Origin of the sequence: Streptomyces sp. NPDC086787 (assembly GCF_044745865.1) — a bacterium.
Classification (GTDB): Bacteria; Actinomycetota; Actinomycetes; order Streptomycetales; family Streptomycetaceae; genus Streptomyces.
The window spans coordinates 413,241-429,490 of record NZ_JBIVBC010000004.1 but is presented as its reverse complement, the minus strand read 5'-3'; the positions used below and the strand labels follow the sequence as shown (position 1 = coordinate 429,490).

At 71.1% G+C, this 16,250-nt stretch carries 11 protein-coding genes and 1 pseudogene; 7 read left to right on the top strand and 5 right to left on the bottom strand.

Annotation, left to right across the window (positions count from 1 at the left end; translation table 11 throughout):
• Positions 1-4: 4 nt before the first annotated feature.
• From ACIPK3_RS14010 to ACIPK3_RS13995, 4 genes are read right to left on the bottom strand one after another with little or no spacing between them, the layout of a single operon-like run.
• Positions 5-1,252, bottom strand: coding sequence for a type III PLP-dependent enzyme (locus ACIPK3_RS14010; RefSeq protein WP_402569347.1), 1,248 nt, complete (start codon positions 1,250-1,252; stop codon positions 5-7).
• Positions 1,249-2,760 carry an AMP-binding protein gene (locus tag ACIPK3_RS14005; protein WP_402569345.1) on the bottom strand — a complete coding sequence of 504 codons (1,512 nt, stop codon included), beginning with the start codon at positions 2,758-2,760 and terminating at the stop codon, positions 1,249-1,251. Before ACIPK3_RS14005 ends, ACIPK3_RS14010 begins: the two co-directional genes overlap by 4 nt.
• A gap of 11 nt (positions 2,761-2,771) precedes the next feature.
• Positions 2,772-4,376 (bottom strand): AMP-binding protein, encoded by a 1,605-nt coding sequence (locus tag ACIPK3_RS14000; protein WP_402569343.1) that lies wholly within the window; start codon positions 4,374-4,376, stop codon positions 2,772-2,774.
• Position 4,377: 1 nt separating this feature from the next.
• The gene (locus ACIPK3_RS13995) at positions 4,378-5,277 is read right to left on the bottom strand and encodes an ACP S-malonyltransferase (protein WP_402569341.1); all 900 of its coding nucleotides are present in this window, start codon (positions 5,275-5,277) and stop codon (positions 4,378-4,380) included.
• 233 nt (positions 5,278-5,510) lie between these two features.
• Between ACIPK3_RS13995 and ACIPK3_RS13990 the strand changes: the two genes are divergently transcribed.
• Positions 5,511-7,118 (top strand): acyl-CoA carboxylase subunit beta, encoded by a 1,608-nt coding sequence (locus ACIPK3_RS13990; RefSeq protein ID WP_402569339.1) that lies wholly within the window; start codon positions 5,511-5,513, stop codon positions 7,116-7,118.
• Positions 7,115-7,273: pseudogene (locus tag ACIPK3_RS13985) on the top strand (acyl-CoA carboxylase subunit epsilon); the annotation flags it as partial. The gene ACIPK3_RS13990 and the pseudogene ACIPK3_RS13985, both read left to right, overlap by 4 nt.
• A gap of 101 nt (positions 7,274-7,374) precedes the next feature.
• Here ACIPK3_RS13985 and ACIPK3_RS13980 read toward each other — a convergent pair.
• Entirely contained in the window at positions 7,375-7,944 is a 570-nt protein-coding gene (locus ACIPK3_RS13980) for a hypothetical protein (RefSeq protein ID WP_402569450.1), read from the bottom strand.
• Positions 7,945-8,095: 151 nt separating this feature from the next.
• Here ACIPK3_RS13980 and metK point away from each other — a divergent pair, with 151 nt between their 5' ends.
• Genes metK through ahcY form a run of 5 tightly spaced genes read left to right on the top strand, consistent with a single transcriptional unit; the run spans position 8,096 to position 16,135 of the window.
• Positions 8,096-9,295, top strand: coding sequence for a methionine adenosyltransferase (gene metK / locus ACIPK3_RS13975; protein ID WP_402569337.1), 1,200 nt, complete (start codon positions 8,096-8,098; stop codon positions 9,293-9,295).
• Positions 9,296-9,308: 13 nt separating this feature from the next.
• Positions 9,309-10,292 carry a carbohydrate kinase family protein gene (locus tag ACIPK3_RS13970; protein WP_402569446.1) on the top strand — a complete coding sequence of 328 codons (984 nt, stop codon included), beginning with the start codon at positions 9,309-9,311 and terminating at the stop codon, positions 10,290-10,292.
• Complete coding sequence (gene metH, locus ACIPK3_RS13965; protein WP_402569335.1) at positions 10,289-13,813, top strand: methionine synthase; 3,525 nt, start codon at positions 10,289-10,291, stop codon at positions 13,811-13,813. Before ACIPK3_RS13970 ends, metH begins: the two co-directional genes overlap by 4 nt.
• Positions 13,810-14,751: a methylenetetrahydrofolate reductase [NAD(P)H] gene (gene metF, locus ACIPK3_RS13960; RefSeq protein WP_402569334.1), complete on the top strand. Its 942-nt coding sequence runs from the start codon at positions 13,810-13,812 to the stop codon at positions 14,749-14,751. Before metH ends, metF begins: the two co-directional genes overlap by 4 nt.
• Positions 14,732-16,135, top strand: coding sequence for an adenosylhomocysteinase (ahcY, locus tag ACIPK3_RS13955; RefSeq protein WP_402569333.1), 1,404 nt, complete (start codon positions 14,732-14,734; stop codon positions 16,133-16,135). Before metF ends, ahcY begins: the two co-directional genes overlap by 20 nt.
• Positions 16,136-16,250 lie beyond the last annotated feature (115 nt).

Here is a 16,250-nt window from a genome sequence, read left to right as displayed (position 1 = left end):
TGGGTTATGCGACTTCGGTACGGGTCGTGACGAGGCGGGTGGCCGAGACCACCTCGCCACCGCTGAGCAGCAGCTCGGTCGGAGCCGGGCGGCCCAGGAACAGCAGCAGGCTGGCGGTGGGGCCGTAGGCGCCGGTGTTGGGCACGGCCAGCACGTCACCCGGCTCCGGCGGAGGCATCCGCACCGCGCGGGACAGCAGGTCGCCGGGTGTGCACAGCGGGCCCGCCAGGGTGACGGGCACCGGTTCGCCGGTGCGGTGGAAGGCCGGGTCCACGGAGAGCGGGAGCAGCCGGCCGAGACCGGCCATGCCGCCGAAGGTGTTGATGCCCGCGTCCAGGATCGCGAAGACCCGGCCCCGGCTCTCCTTGACGTTGGTGACGGTGGTCAGCAGCCGCCCGCTGTCGCCGACCAGATGGCGGCCCGACTCGAAGGCGACCTCCACCGTGCCCTCGCGCCAGCGCGGCAGCCGGGTGTCCAGGACCTTCTCCAGGGCGGCGCGCAGATTCGGGTAGCCGGGCCGTTCGTCCGGCACCGAGTAGGGCGCCGCGAAGCCTCCGCCTGCGTCCAGCATGCGCAGGGGCAGGCCGAGTTCGGCCTCCAACCGGGCCGCCTGCTCGATCGTCGCCGTGAACTCGGCGATCAGGCTCTCCTCGTCCTTGGAGTTGGACAGCGGGAAGAAGTGCGCGCCCGCCACCTCCGTCCCGGGGACGTCGAGCAGGTCGGGCAGCAGGTCGGGGAGGGTCTCGGCGTCGATGCCGAACTGTGAGGGTGTCCCGGTCATCCGGATGCTCGTGGTCGCCGCGGCCGCCGCGCTGTTGACGCGCAGCAGCACCTGGGCCGTCACTCCCTGCCGTACCGCCTGCGCGCCCAGCCTGCGCAGGTCGCCCGCCGACTCCACGGAGAAGGTGCGCACCCCCTCGGCGAGCGCGACGGCCAGTTCACCGGCCGTCTTGCCGGGACCCGAGTAGAGGACCGACTCCGCCGGGTGGCCGGCCGCCAGGGCGGAGGCCAGCTCGCCGGTGGAGCACACCTCGGCACGGCAGCCGCCGGACCCCTCGCGCAGCGCCCGCACCAGGCCGGGGTGCGGGTTGGCCTTGAGCGAGTAGTAGAGGGTGACCCCGTCGGGCAGGGCGGCCCGCAGTCCGGCGCGGGCGCGGGCGACCCGGTCGAGGTCGTACACGTACAGCGGTGAGCCGTAGCGGGCCACCAACTCCCGGTCCAGCGCGGCCTGTTCGGCTGCTGCGGTGGTCACTTGGCGGCCGCCTCGGCGTCGAGCAGCGCGGCCAGCTGCTGCTTGGCGTTCTTGCCGTTCGAGGTCAGCGGGAAGCTGTCCAGCACCTTGCACAGCGCGGGCACCTTCACCGCCTCCAGGCGGGTGGCCAGCTCGCGGAGCACCGCCTGCGGGGTCAACTCGTCCGACTCCACGAAGATCATCAGGTCGCGGTCGGCGGTCGGCTTCAGGGCGGCCGCGTTGCGCACACCGGGGATGTCCATCGCGGCGCCCTCGATCTCGATCGTGGACACCCGCATGCCCTTGCGCTTGAACATGTCGTCGCGGCGTCCCTCGAAGTACAGGTAGCCGTCCGCGTCCACGCGCCCGTAGTCACCGGTGAACAGCCGGGTTCCGCCGGTCGCCGGGTCGGGCCGGTAGGTGCGCGCGGTGATCTCCGGCAGGTTCCAGTAGCCGGCCATGACATGCGGCCCGGTCACCGTGATCTCGCCGCTCTCACCGGCCGGCACCTCGTTGCCGTCGGGGTCCAGGATCGCCACCCGCGTCCCCGGGATCGGCAGCCCGGAGGAACCGGGGCGGTCACGGTCCTGGTCCGGCGGCATGATGGTGATCCGCTTGCACTCCGAGATGCCGTACATGCGCACCACCCGGGCGTCCGGGAAGCACTTCCACAGCCCGTCGATGATCCGCTGCTCCAGCGCCGCCCCGGTGCTGGTGAACATGCGCAGCCGGGTCGGCCGCGGGTCGCGCTGCGCGAGCCGGATCAGCGGGCCGCCCAGCGACGGCACCAGCGGCAGCACCGTGGCGCCGCTCTCCCGGACGAGGATGTGCAGCTTGGAGTCCGCCTCGGAGTCCGCGAGGACCAGCGTCGCGCCGGACACCGCGCACAACAGCACCTGGAACAGGCCGTAGTCGAAGGACAGCGGCACCCGGACGAACACGGTGTCGTCGGCGCGGTAGCCGAGCACCTCGTTGATGGACCGCGCGGCGAACAGCATCTGCGCGTGCGGGCAGATGATGCCCTTGGGGGTCGCGGTCGAGCCCGAGGTGTAGATGAGCACGGCCGGTGTGTCGGACGGCTGCCCGCCCCCGGCGGACCCGGCGGCGGGTGTCAGCTCGGACCACAGGGCGCCGACCTCGTGCACCGGCCGGTCGGTCAGGCCCGACGCCCACGCGCCGGCACCGTCCGCGACGACCACCACGCGCGGCTCGCAGTCGGCGATCACCGCGCGCAGATGGAACTCCTTCATCTCCGCGCTGATCGGCACCAGCGCCGCACCAAGCCGGGAGGCCGCGTACAGCAGTGCCGTCGTCTCGCGCACGTTCGGCAGGCGTACGACGATCCGGTCGCCCGCGGTCACACCGGCCCGGCGCAGCCAGTCGGCGGCGGCCCGGCTCTGCGCGGCGAGCTGTTCCCAGGTCCAGGAGTCCCGGGCGTCACGCACGGCGACGTCCTGCGGGCGGCCGGCGGCCTGGGCGTCGACGAGCTGGTGCAGCAGCTCGGCGGCCTTGGTGAGGTTCTCGTCCACGGGGTCTCTCCTTAGTGGTCCGTGGCAGGGGCGGCGTCGGGTCGGCGCGGGGTGCGGCCGCGGTCCAGGAGCGTCAGCGCGCGCGCCCTCAGGGCGGAGCGGTCGATCTTGCGGTTGGCGTTCATCGGGAACTCGTCCAGGTGTGTCAGCAGCCGCGGCACCATCGCCCTGGGCAGGTTCGCGGTCAGTTCCTTGGCGAGCAGGGCGCTTTGCGCGGTGCGGCCGGTGTAGAAGGCGGCCAGTTCGTGACTGCCGCCCATCGGCACGGCGACGGTGACGGCGTCCTCCACTCCGTCGAGGGCGCGCACGGCGTGGCTGACCTCGGACAGCTCCACCCGCCAGCCCTGCACCTGCACCTGGTCGTCGGCGCGGCCCAGATAGCTGATCTCGCCGTCCGCCCAGCGGCGCACCCGGTCTCCGGTGCGGTACCAGCGGCGCCCGTCGTGGTCGAGGAAGCGGCCTTCGTTCTCGGCAGGGTCGAGATAGCCGTCGAACATCTGCGGCCCGGTGACGCACAGTTCGCCCTCGTCGCCGCCGGTCGTTCCGTCGGGGGAGAGCAGGACGTGGTCCAGGGAGCCGTACACCGGGCCGATGGGGACGACGCCGTTGACGTACCGCTCCACGGGGGTGGCGGTCGTGAGGCGGTGCGCGGTGACGGTGATGGTCAGCTCGGTGGGGCCGTACAGGTTCTCCACGGTGCTGTGCGGCGCGGCCGCCTGCCATTCCTCGGCGTCGTGCCGGTGCAGCGGCTCGCCCGCGAACAGCGACCGGCGCAGTCCGTCGAGCGCGCCCACCGCCAGCGCGCCGGAGCGGCGGGCGAGGGCGATCGCCGCCGGGGTCGAGAACCACACGGTGACCCGCTCCTCGGCGAGGAACTCCGGCAGCGCCCGGTAGGCCCGCATCGGCAGCGGCACGACCCGGGCACCCGCGCCCCACGCGCTGAACAGGTCGAACATCGCGCAGTCGAAGGTGAGATCGAAGGTCTGGGTGAAGACGTCGTCGGGGCCGAAGCCGTAACGGGCCTGCAGCGTACGGAAGTAGCTGTCGGTCGCCCGGTGTGTGGTGGGCACGCCCTTGGGGCGGCCCGTCGAGCCGGAGGTGAACAGGATGTACGCGGTGTCCTCCGGGCGCACGGTCCGTGGCGCCGCCAACGGCTTTCCCGGCAGCGGTTCTTCGGCAGCCGCGACCAGCGGCACACCCGGCAGCCCGATCCGGTCGTACGCCGCCGCGCCCCGCGCGTCCGCGATCACCGCGTCGGCCCCGGAGGCCTCCAGGACGGCACGGTTGCGGGCCGCCGGGAAGTCGGGGTGCAGCGGTACGGCCCGCGCCCCCAGATACAGGGCGGCCAGCAGCCCGGTGTACGCCTCGCCGCTCTTGCTGCCGAGCACCGCGACGGTACGGGGCACACCGCCGCACACCTCCACCAGCGCCCCCGCGAGGGCCAGCGCCCGCCGGTGGGCCTCGGTGTAGGTGGTGCCGCGCCCGTCGACGCGGAAGCACTCCCGGTCGGGCGAGAGAGCGAGCCCGCGCAGGAACAGACCGTGCAGACTGCCCGCGTAGGCGTCCTCGGCGACGGCCGGCCGGAGCTCGTGGCCGGGGGAGACCTGGGTCGTCATGTCAGACCCCCGCCGCAGCCGTGGCGCGCGGTGCCCGCTCCGGGGAGACCGGGACGACCTCGAAGCGCGAGGTGGCCGCCGACACCCGCCCGAACAGGGCGTCGGGACCGGCGATCACCAGACGCTCGACGCCCCGTCCGTGCATCGCGTCCAGCGTCGCCGGCCAGTCCACGGGGCGGACGAAGTGGTCGAGCAGCATCTGCCGCAACCCGGCCGCACTGGTCAGCTCGGTGCCGTCCTGGTCCGCGATCAGCGGTATCTCCGGGTCGCGCAGTGGCAGCGCGTCGATGACCTCGCGGGCCGCGCGCTCACGCAGCCCGGTGAACAGCGAGGAGTGCATGGGCGGCCGCATCACGTACAGCGGAAGCGCGCCGATCGACCGCAACCGCCGCTGGAACTCCTCCAGTTCGGCCTCGTGCACGGACACCATCCGGAACCCGTCGTCGAGCAGACACGCCGTCTCGTACCAGGCACCCCGGGCGTCCATCTCCGCGAACAGCTCGTCCAGCGGTCCGGCCGGGGCGCGCACGAACGACTGGGTGACCACGTCACGGTGCTCCTGCGCGAAGTACTCCTCGGTGCAGCGCGCCAGTCCCGCCGTCATCCGCACGGTGTCCGCGAAGCCGAGCGCCCCGCTGAAACCGACCGCGGGCTTCTCACCGAAGCTGGGACCCGCGCACACCACCGGCTCGACGCCGAGATCCTCCCGGGCCCGCCCGGCGAGCGCCGTGCACACCACCATGAACGCGACCTGAGCCGCCGGGGCGTACTCGTCCTCGCTCTGCCGGAACGCCTCGAAAAGAGAATGGCCGAGGACGTCGTCCGCGACCGAAACCAGCTTTTTGGCATGGGCATCGAGCAGCAGGAAGCGCCCCAGTTCCCGGAAACGCGTCGGCCCCATTCCCGGGAATACCATCGCCGTAGTCATCGCAGCACCCGTCTTGTCGCGAACTGGCCTCGTTCGGACAGTTCTAGACGCCGGGCAAGTCCCCACCAACCCCTAACCGACCCCGCCCACCACCCTTAGTAGGGGGCCGGGCGGAGACCATAGGGGGTGATCGCTGTGGCCTCTCGGCGGACCGCGCGGTTTGAATTGACGGTCCGAATACCCTGAGCCACATGGATGGGTGACCCATGACCGTGACCGAGGACACCACCTCACTCGCCCCCATGACCCAGCCGCCACCGCGCCCCGACCCGCGCTCCCGGGTGGCCCTGCTCGATCTGGTGAAGCAGACCGTGCGCGAGGGCCCCGGCCCGCGCGCCACCGAGCAGCAGTGGGCCAAGGGCAAGCTGACCGTCCACGAGCGCCTCGAACTCCTCTTCGACAAGGGGAGTTTCCAGGAGGTCGAGCCGCTGCGCCGGCACCGGGCCACCGGCTTCGGCCTGGAGAACAAACGGCCCTACACGGACGGCGTGGTCACCGGCTGGGGCACGGTGGAGGGCCGTACGGTCTTCGCCTACGCCCACGACTTCCGGATCTTCGGCGGCTCCCTCGGTGAGGCGCACGCCTCGAAGATCCACAAGGTGATGGACCTCGCGCTCGCCGCGGGCGCGCCCCTGGTCGCCCTCAGCGACGGTGCCGGCGCCCGGATCCAGGAAGGGGTCACCGCGCTCGCCGGCTACGGCGGCATCTTCCGCCGCAACGTGGCCGCCTCCGGCGTCATCCCGCAGATCAGCGTGATGCTCGGCCCCTGCGCGGGCGGCGCCGCCTACAGCCCCGCCCTCACCGACTACGTGTTCATGGTCCGCGGCACCTCACAGATGTACATCACCGGCCCGGACGTCGTACAGGCCGTCACCGGCGAGCGGATCAGCCACGACCAGCTCGGCGGTGCCGACGTCCACGCGACCGTGTCCGGCGCCGCGCACTTCGCCTACGAGGACGAGGCCGAGTGTCTCGCCGAGGTGCGCTACCTGCTGTCCATGCTGCCGCAGAACAACCGCGAACTACCGCCCGCCGTACGCCCCGACGACTCCCCGACCCGCCGTGGCGAGGCCCTCCTCGACCTGGTGCCGGGCGACCCCGGACGCTCCTACGACATGCGACCCGTCATCGAGGAGATCGTCGACGACGGAGAGGTCTTCGAGATCCACGCGGGCTGGGCCACCAACATCATCTGCGCCATGGCCCGGCTCGACGGCCATGTGGTCGGCATCGTGGCGAACCAGCCGTCGTCCTACGCGGGCGTCCTGGACATCAACGCCAGTGAGAAGGCCGCCAGGTTCGTGCAGTCCTGCGACGCCTTCAGCATCCCCCTCGTCACCCTGGTCGACGTCCCGGGCTTCCTTCCGGGCCGCGAGCAGGAGCACGGCGGGGTCATCCGGCACGGCGCGAAACTCCTCTACTCCTACTGCAACGCCAGCGTTCCCCGCATCTCGGTGATCCTCCGCAAGGCCTACGGCGGCGCCTACATCGTCATGGACAGCCAGTCCATCGGCGCCGACCTCACCTTCGCCTGGCCCACCAACGAGATCGCCGTGATGGGCGCGGAGGGCGCCGCGAACGTCGTCTTCCGCCGTGAGATCGCCGCCGCCCCCGATCCCGAGGCGGCCCGCGCCCAGCGCATCCAGCAGTACCAGGAAGAGCTCATGCACCCGTACTACGCCGCCGAACGCGGCCTCGTGGACGACGTCATCGACCCGGCCGACACCCGGGCCGTCCTCATCCGCTCCCTGGCGATGCTGCGCGCCAAGAACGCCACGCTGCCGTCCCGCAAGCACGGGAACCAGCCGGTATGAGCACCGCCGACGAGCAGCACCCCATCCGCGTCGTACGCGGCGAGCCCGACCCGGAACAGCTCGCCGCCGTCACGGTCGTCCTCCTGGCCCGCCTCCGCGAGGCCGGACCGGACGACTCCCCGCACTCCCCGGCCGCCGGCTGGACGCAGCCCGCCCACCGTCTGCCGGGCGCCTGTGCCGCGCGTACCTCGCACAGCAGTGAGCGCCGCTGCACCGGACCTCGGGCAACGGCGCTCAACGAGCACGGGGAACCACGTCAGTGCACGGCGGCCTGCCGGGCCTTCTGCGCGGCGATGGACGGGTACCGCATGGTGAACAGGACCGGGACGACGAAGGTGACGACCTTGATGACGATCGCGGCGGTGGTGGCGTGCGGGTCGGCCTTGATCAGCAGAGCCAGCGCGCCGGCGGCAAAGAGGAAGGACACCCCCCACACGGTGGTGATCGTCGCGTTGGTACGGAAGAACGCCTTGGTCTTCCACACGTGCTCCGGCGCGATCTTCCGCGCCAGCCCCAGCGTGAACGGCCGCCCGATGAGCAGCGAACCGAACGCGGTGACGGCGAGCCAGGCGTCCACAAGGGCCGGGCCGTAGGGGATGAGGCCGGAATCGGGCTGCTTGTACGAGAGCCAGGTGATGCCCGCGAAGAACACGAGGGCACTCACCTCGATCACCATCTCGTCCAAGTGCTTGCCCGACCGTCGTCCCTGGAAGATCACAAACGCGGCGATCCCCAGTCCCCACTCCGCGCCACTGCGCCACTCGTCACTCGTCGCGATCGCCGCATAGGCGATCCAGGGTAGGAAGCTGATGAGGTAGCGGGTCATGGAAAGCTCCTTTCTACCCATCATTCAGTCACCGCCCCCTTGCGGGGCGCTAAAGCGTGACGCGGCGGAGAACAACCGAACACTTTAGCGGTCCCCAAGCATTGCGGAAGACGCTCTTTCGACAACAATTCCCGGGCTGCTGGAGGAAAGTGTGTCCCGTCGACTGTTCACCTCGGAGTCGGTGACCGAGGGTCATCCCGACAAAATCGCCGACCAAATCAGTGACACCATTCTCGACGCACTTCTCACCCAGGATCCGACAGCCCGAGTCGCCGTGGAAACCCTCATCACGACCGGACAGGTACATATCGCGGGCGAAGTCACCACCACCGCCTACGCCGACATTCCCACCCTCGTGCGCGAGACCATTCTCGGCATCGGCTACGACTCCTCCGCGAAGGGCTTCGACGGCGCCTCCTGCGGCGTCTCCGTCTCCATCGGCGCCCAGTCGCCCGACATCGCCCAGGGTGTGAACGACGCCTACGAGACCCGGGTGGAGGGCGCCGCCGAGTCGGACGAGCTCGACCGCCAGGGCGCCGGCGACCAGGGTCTGATGTTCGGCTACGCCTGCGACGAGACGCCCGAGCTGATGCCGCTGCCCATCGCCCTCGCGCACCGCCTCGCCCGCCGCCTCGCCGAGGTCCGCAAGCAGGGCCCGCTGCCGTATCTGCGCCCCGACGGCAAGACCCAGGTGACCATCGAGTACGAGGGCGACCGCCCGGTGCGCCTGGACACGGTCGTCGTCTCCTCCCAGCACGCCCCCGACATCAGCCTCGACGCGCTGCTCGTCCCCGACCTGCGCGAGCACGTCATCGCCCCGGCCCTGGCAGACCTCGAACTGGACACGGACGGGCACCGGCTCCTGGTGAACCCGACCGGCCGCTTCGAGATCGGCGGCCCCATGGGCGACGCCGGACTGACCGGACGGAAGATCATCGTCGACACCTACGGCGGCATGGCCCGGCACGGCGGCGGCGCGTTCTCCGGGAAGGACCCCTCCAAGGTGGACCGCAGCGGCGCCTACGCGATGCGCTGGGTCGCCAAGAACGTCGTGGCCGCCGGCCTCGCCCGTCGCTGCGAGGCGCAGGTCGCCTACGCCATCGGCAAGGCGGCCCCGGTCGGCCTGTTCATCGAGACGTTCGGCACCGAGACCGTGCCCGTCGAGCGCATCCAGCAGGCCGTCACCGACGTGTTCGACCTGCGCCCGGCCGCGATCGTCCGGGACCTGGACCTGCTGCGCCCGCGCTATGCGCAGACCGCCGCCTACGGCCACTTCGGGCGCACCGGCGTGGACTTCACCTGGGAGGCCACCGACCGGGCGGACAAACTCCGCCATGCCGCGACCGGTTGAGCGGGGCCGGCTCATGCGGATCGCCGTCACCGGTTCCATCGCCACCGACCATCTGATGACGTTCCCCGGCCGCTTCACCGACCACCTGGTCCCCGGTGAGCTGGCGAACGTCTCACTGTCCTTCCTCGCCGACGCCCTGGAGGTCAGACGCGGCGGCGCGGCCGCCAACATCGCCTACGGACTCGGCCAGTTGGGGCTCGCCCCGATCCTGGTCGGCGCCGTGGGGCCGGACTTCGCCGACTACCAGGTCCATCTCAAGGAACACGGCGTCGACACGGACTCCGTGCATGTGTCGCACACCGCGCAGACCGCGCGGTTCGTGTGCACCACCGACCTGGCACAGAACCAGATCGCCACCTTCTACGCGGGCGCCATGGCCGAGGCACGCACCCTGAGCCTCGCCCCGGTCGCCGACCGGACCGGCGGCCTCGACCTCGTACTGGTCTCGCCGAACGACCCCGAGGCGATGGTGCGGCACACCGAGGAGTGCCGCGAGCTCGGTGTGCCGTTCGCCGCCGACCCCTCCCAGCAGCTCGCCCGCCTCGAACCGGCCGCGGTCCGTGACCTCGTGGCCGGGGCGCAGCGCCTGTTCACCAACGCCTACGAGGCGGCCCTGGTCCAGGAGCGCACCGGCTGGACCCACCGGCAGATCCTCGACCGGGTCGGCTCCTGGGTCACCACGCTCGGCGCGGACGGCGTCCGCATCGAACGCGCGGGCGAGCCCGCCGTCACGATTCCGGCCGCGCCGGTGCGCGAAGAGGCCGACCCCACCGGCGTCGGCGACGCGTTCCGCGCGGGCTTCCTCGCCGCGCTCGCCCACGGCCTGCCCGAACCCGCGGCCGCCCGGCTCGGTTGCGTCCTGGCCGGCCTCGCCCTGGAGGCACCGGGCCCCCAGGAGTACGTCCTCGACCGTACGGCGGTGACGGCACGGCTGACCGAGGGCTACGGCGAGCCGGCCGCCGCCGTACTCGCCCCGTTCCTGGAGGCCGCCCTGTGAGCACCCCACGCACGGCCACCGCACAGCAGCTGCGGGAGGCCCTCGCCACCCGGGTCGTCGTCGCCGACGGCGCCATGGGCACCATGCTCCAGGAGCGGGACCCCACCCTGGACGACTTCCAGGGCCACGAGGGCTGCAACGAGATCCTCAACGTCTCCCGCCCCGACCTCGTCCGCTCGGTGCACGACGCGTACTTCGCGGCGGGCGTCGACTGCGTCGAGACCAACACGTTCGGCGCCAACCTCGCCAACCTCGGTGAGTACGGCATCGAGTCCCGCATCCGCGAACTCGCCGAAGCGGGCGCCAGGCTCGCACGGGAGGTCGCCGACGGCCACAGCACCGCCGAACGGCCCCGCTGGGTCCTCGGCTCGGTCGGCCCCGGCACCAAACTGCCCACCCTCGGGCACGCCCCGTACGCACGGCTGCGCGACGCCTACCAGGAGCAGACCGAGGGTCTGATCGCGGGCGGCGCGCACGCCGTGCTCGTGGAGACCACCCAGGACCTGCTCCAGACCAAGGCCGCCCTGATCGGAGCCCGGCGCGCCCTGCGCGGGACCGGGGCCGACCTGCCGCTGTTCGTGCAGATCACCGTCGAGACCACCGGCACCATGCTGCTCGGCTCCGAGACCGGCGCCGCCCTCACCGCCCTCGAACCCCTCGGCATCGACCTGATCGGCCTCAACTGCGCGACCGGGCCCGCCGAGATGAACGAGCACCTGCGCCACCTGTCCCGGCACGCCCGCACCGGCATCTCCGCGATGCCCAACGCGGGCCTGCCGGTACTCACCGCCGACGGCGCGCACTACCCCCTCGGCCCGGTGGAACTCGCGGCCGCCCACCGCCAGTTCGTCATCGAGCACGGGCTCAGCCTGGTCGGCGGCTGCTGCGGTACGACGCCCGAGCACCTGAGGCAGGTCGCGGACGCCGTACGCGATCTCGAACCCACCCGTCGCGACCCGCGCCCCGAGCCCGCCGCCGCCTCCCTCTACACCTCCGTGCCGTTCCGGCAGGACACCTCCTACCTGGCCATAGGTGAACGCACCAACGCCAACGGCTCCAAGGCGTTCCGCGAGGCGCTGGTCCGCGAGGACTGGGACACCTGCGTCGAGATCGCCCGCGACCAGATCCGGGACGGCGCCCATCTGCTCGACCTGTGCGTCGACTACGTGGGCCGCGACGGCGTCGCCGACATGAAGGAACTCGCCGGCCGTCTGGCCACCGCCTCCACCCTGCCCGTCGTGCTCGACTCCACCGAACCCGCCGTACTGGAGGCCGGGCTGGAGCGCATCGGCGGCCGCGCGGTGGTCAACTCCGTCAACTACGAGGACGGCGACGGCCCCGACTCCCGGTTCGCCCGGATCATGCCGCTGGTCGCCGAGCACGGCGCCGCCGTCGTCGCCCTCACCATCGACGAGGAGGGCCAGGCCCGCACCGCCGAGTGGAAACTGCGGATCGCCGAACGGCTGATCGCCGACCTCACCGGAGAGTGGGGGATGGCCGAGGGCGACATCCTGGTGGACTGCCTCACCTTCCCCATCGCCACCGGCCAGGAGGAGACCCGCCGCGACGGCATCGAGACCATCGAGGCGATACGGGAACTGAAGCGCCGTCACCCGGACGTGCAGACCACCCTCGGCCTGTCCAACATCAGCTTCGGCCTCAACCCGGCCGCCCGCACCGTCCTCAACTCGGTTTTCCTGCACGAGTGCGTGGCCGCCGGACTCGACTCCGCCATCGTGCACGCCTCCAAGATCCTGCCCATCTCCCGTATCCCACAGGACCAGCTGGAGTGCGCCCTCGACCTGGTGTACGACCGTCGCCGGGCGGACTACGACCCGCTCCAGCGCTACCTGGAGCTCTTCGACGGCGTCGACACCCGCTCCGTCAAGGCTTCCCGAGCCGCCGAACTGGCCGCGCTGCCGCTGCCCGACCGGTTGCGCCGCCGCATCGTGGACGGCGAGCGCCAAGGGCTGACCGACGACCTGGACGAGGCGCTGACCGGCCACTCCGCCCTGGAGATCGTCAACGACATCCTCCTCGACGGCATGAAGACCGTCGGTGAACTGTTCGGCTCCGGGCAGATGCAGTTGCCGTTCGTACTCCAGTCCGCCGAGGTGATGAAGGCCGCCGTCGGCCATCTCGAACCGCACATGGAGCGCACCGGAACCGGGGGCAAGGGCACCCTGGTACTGGCCACGGTGAAGGGCGATGTCCACGACATCGGCAAGAACCTCGTGGACATCATCCTCACCAACAACGGCTACAACGTCGTCAACCTCGGCATCAAGCAGCCGGTCTCCGCCATAGTCGAGGCCGCCGAGAAGCACCGCGCCGACGCCATCGGCATGTCCGGCCTCCTGGTGAAATCCACGATGATCATGAAGGAGAACCTCCAGGAGCTCAATGACCGAGGTCTCGCCACCACCTACCCGGTCATCCTGGGTGGCGCCGCGCTCACCCGCGCCTACGTCGAACAGGACCTGCACGAGCTCTACGACGGAGAGGTCCGCTACGCCCGGGACGCCTTCGAGGGACTGCGCCTCATGGACGCCATGACCGCGGTGAAACGTGGCGAACCGGGAGCGGCCCTGCCCGAACTGCGGCGCCGCCGGGTACGCGCCACCACACCCGCCCGCCCGGCCGACGCCCCGCCCGTCCTGCCCGCCCGCTCCGACGTCGCCACCGACAACCCGGTCCCCACCCCGCCCTTCTGGGGCACCCGTGTCACCAAGGGCATCCCGCTCGCCGACTACGCCTCCTGGCTGGACGAACGCGCCACCTTCATGGGCCAGTGGGGCCTCAAGTCGGCCCGCGGCGGCACCGGACCGTCGTACGAGGAACTCGTCGAGACGGAGGGACGGCCGAGGCTGCGCGCCTGGCTGGACCGGCTGCACACGGAGAACATCCTCGAAGCCGCCGTCGTGCACGGCTACTTCCGCTGCGTCTCCAAGGGCGACGACCTGATCGTCCTGGACGAGAACGGCACCGAGCTCACCCGCTTCACCTTCCCGCGCCAGCGACGCGACCGGTATCTGTGCCTCGCCGACTTCTTCCGCGCCCAGGACGCGGACCCGGGGGAGACCGACGTCATCTCCTTCACGACGGTCACCATGGGCAACCGCGTCTCCGAGGTCGCGAACGAGCTGTTCGCCGCCAACGCCTACCGCGACTACCTCGAACTCCACGGCCTGTCCGTGCAGTTGACCGAGGCGCTGGCCGAGTTCTGGCACGCCCGGGTCCGTGCCGAACTGGGCGTCGCCGACCAGGACCCCACCGACCTCGCCGGGATGCTCCGCACCGACTACCAGGGCTGCCGCTACTCCCTTGGCTACCCGGCCTGCCCCGACCTGGAGGACCGCGCCAAGATCGCGGCCCTGCTCCGCCCGGAGCGCATCGGCGTCACCCTCTCCGCCGAGTTCCAGCTCCACCCGGAACAGTCCACGGACGCCCTGATCCTGCACCACCCCGAGGCCGTCTACTTCAAGACGACCGGTGGCCCGGCCGAGGAGACCGACCGATGACCACAGCCGCCACGGCCGCCACCACCCGCACCCCCGCCTCCCTGAGGGACCTGCTCGCCGCGGGCGTCACCACCTTCTCCTTCGAGTTCTTCCCGCCGAAGACCGAGGCAGGCGAGCGCACCCTGTGGGAGGCGATCCGCCGGATCGAGTCCGCCGCCCCCACCTTCGTGTCGGTCACCTACGGCGCGGGCGGCTCCTCCCGGGACCGCACGGTCGCCGTCACCCGCCGCATCGCCGCCGAGACGACCCTGCGCCCCGTCGCCCACCTCACCGCCGTCGGCCACTCGGTCGCGGAACTGCGGCACATCATCGGTCAGTACGCCGACGCGGGCATCCGGGACGTCCTGGCGCTGCGCGGAGACCCGCCGGGCGATCCGCGCGGCCCGTGGACCGCACACCCCGACGGACTGCACCACGCCTACCAGCTGGTCGAACTCGTCCGTGCAGCAGGGGACTTCAGCATCGGCGTCGCCGCGTTCCCCGAACGGCACCCGCGCTCGCCCGACTGGGACAGCGACATCGAGCACTTCGTCGCCAAGTGCCGGGCAGGCGCCGACTACGCCATCACACAGATGTTCTTCGACGCCGAGGACTACCTACGGCTGCGCGACCGGGTGACGGCCGCCGGCTGCGACACGCCGATCATCCCGGAGATCATGCCCGCCGTGCACGCCCGCCAGATCCGGCGCTTCGCCGAACTGAGCGACGCCCGCTTCCCGGCGGACCTCGCCGAAGCCCTGGAGACGGCCCGCGACGACCCCGCCACCGCGCACCGCATCGGCGTCGACCACGCGACCGCGCTGGGCGCACGGCTCCTCGCCGAAGGGGCGCCCGGACTGCACTACATCACCCTCAACCGCTCCACAGCCACCCTCGACATCCACCGCAACCTGACCCACCTCATGGAGAGGCCCGCGCATGCCCGCCAAGACCACTGACTTCAAGGTCGCCGACCTCTCCCTGGCCGAGTTCGGCCGCAAGGAGATCACCCTCGCCGAGCACGAGATGCCCGGCCTGATGGCGATCCGCAAGGAGTACGCCGAGGCGCAGCCGCTGGCCGGCGCCCGGATCACCGGTTCCCTGCACATGACCGTGCAGACCGCTGTGCTCATCGAGACCCTGGTCGCCCTGGGCGCCCGGGTCCGTTGGGCCTCCTGCAACATCTATTCCACGCAGGACCACGCGGCGGCGGCGATCGCCGCCGCCGGGATTGCGGTGTTCGCCTGGAAGGGCGAGACGCTGGAGGAGTACTGGTGGTGCACCGAGCAGGCGCTGACCTGGCCGGACAGCCCCACCGGTGGCCCGAACATGATCCTCGACGACGGTGGTGACGCCACCCTCCTCGTCCACCAGGGCGTCGAACACCAGAAGACCGGCAACCTCCCCGAGGCCGCCAACGAGGAACTCGCCGCCGTCCGCGCCCTGCTGGAAACCGCCACCCTGGACTGGTCGGCCATCGCCGCCGACATCCGTGGCGTGACGGAGGAGACCACGACGGGTGTCCACCGCCTGTACGAGATGCAGCGCGACGGTGTGCTCCTCTTCCCGGCGATCAACGTCAACGACGCGGTGACCAAGTCGAAGTTCGACAACAAGTACGGCTGCCGCCACTCGCTGATCGACGGCATCAACCGCGCCACCGACACCCTGGTCGGCGGCAAGACCGCAGTTGTGTGCGGGTACGGCGACGTGGGCAAGGGCTGCGCGGAGTCGCTGCGCGGCCAGGGCGCCCGTGTGATCATCACCGAGATCGACCCGATCTGCGCCCTCCAGGCGGCGATGGACGGCTACCAGGTCACCACGCTGGACGAGGTCGTCGGGACGGCCGACATCTTCATCACCACGACCGGCAACAAGGACATCATCCTCGCCTCGGACATGGCGAAGATGAAGCACCAGGCGATCGTCGGCAACATCGGTCACTTCGACAACGAGATCGACATGGCCGGCCTCGCGAAGATCCCCGGCATCGTCAAGGACGAGGTCAAGCCGCAGGTCCACACCTGGACCTTCACGGACGGCAGGAAGGTCATCGTCCTGTCCGAGGGGCGCCTGCTGAACCTGGGCAACGCGACGGGCCACCCCTCGTTCGTGATGTCCAACTCCTTCGCGGACCAGACCCTGGCCCAGATCGAGCTGTTCGCCAAGCAGTCCGAGTACCCGATCGGCGTCCACACGCTGCCGAAGCACCTGGACGAGAAGGTCGCCCGCCTCCACCTCGACGCCCTCGGCGTCAAGCTGACGACGTTGCGCCCGGAGCAGGCCACGTACATCGGCGTGCAGGTCGAGGGCCCCTACAAGCCCGACCACTACCGCTACTGACCGCGGAGGTCCCCATGCCGCCCGACAAGCAGGAAGAACCCCAGGCCCCGGTGCTGTATTTGGCCGGGGTGGACGAGGACCCGGCCGAGTCGCACATCGTGCGCGGCATCGACTG

What these genes read in the sequence shown, in the direction of transcription:
- ACIPK3_RS14000 (WP_402569343.1), bottom strand. Translation starts at nt 4,376, where the DNA reads ATGACGACCCAGGTCTCCCCCGGCCACGAGCTCCGGCCGGCCGTCGCC.
- ACIPK3_RS13995 (WP_402569341.1), bottom strand. Translation starts at nt 5,277, where the DNA reads ATGGGGCCGACGCGTTTCCGGGAACTGGGGCGCTTCCTGCTGCTCGAT.
- ACIPK3_RS13990 (WP_402569339.1), top strand. Translation starts at nt 5,511, where the DNA reads ATGACCGTGACCGAGGACACCACCTCACTCGCCCCCATGACCCAGCCG.
- ACIPK3_RS13980 (WP_402569450.1), bottom strand. Translation starts at nt 7,944, where the DNA reads ATGACCCGCTACCTCATCAGCTTCCTACCCTGGATCGCCTATGCGGCG.
- ACIPK3_RS13970 (WP_402569446.1), top strand. Translation starts at nt 9,309, where the DNA reads ATGCGGATCGCCGTCACCGGTTCCATCGCCACCGACCATCTGATGACG.
- metF (WP_402569334.1), top strand. Translation starts at nt 13,810, where the DNA reads ATGACCACAGCCGCCACGGCCGCCACCACCCGCACCCCCGCCTCCCTG.
- ahcY (WP_402569333.1), top strand. Translation starts at nt 14,732, where the DNA reads ATGCCCGCCAAGACCACTGACTTCAAGGTCGCCGACCTCTCCCTGGCC.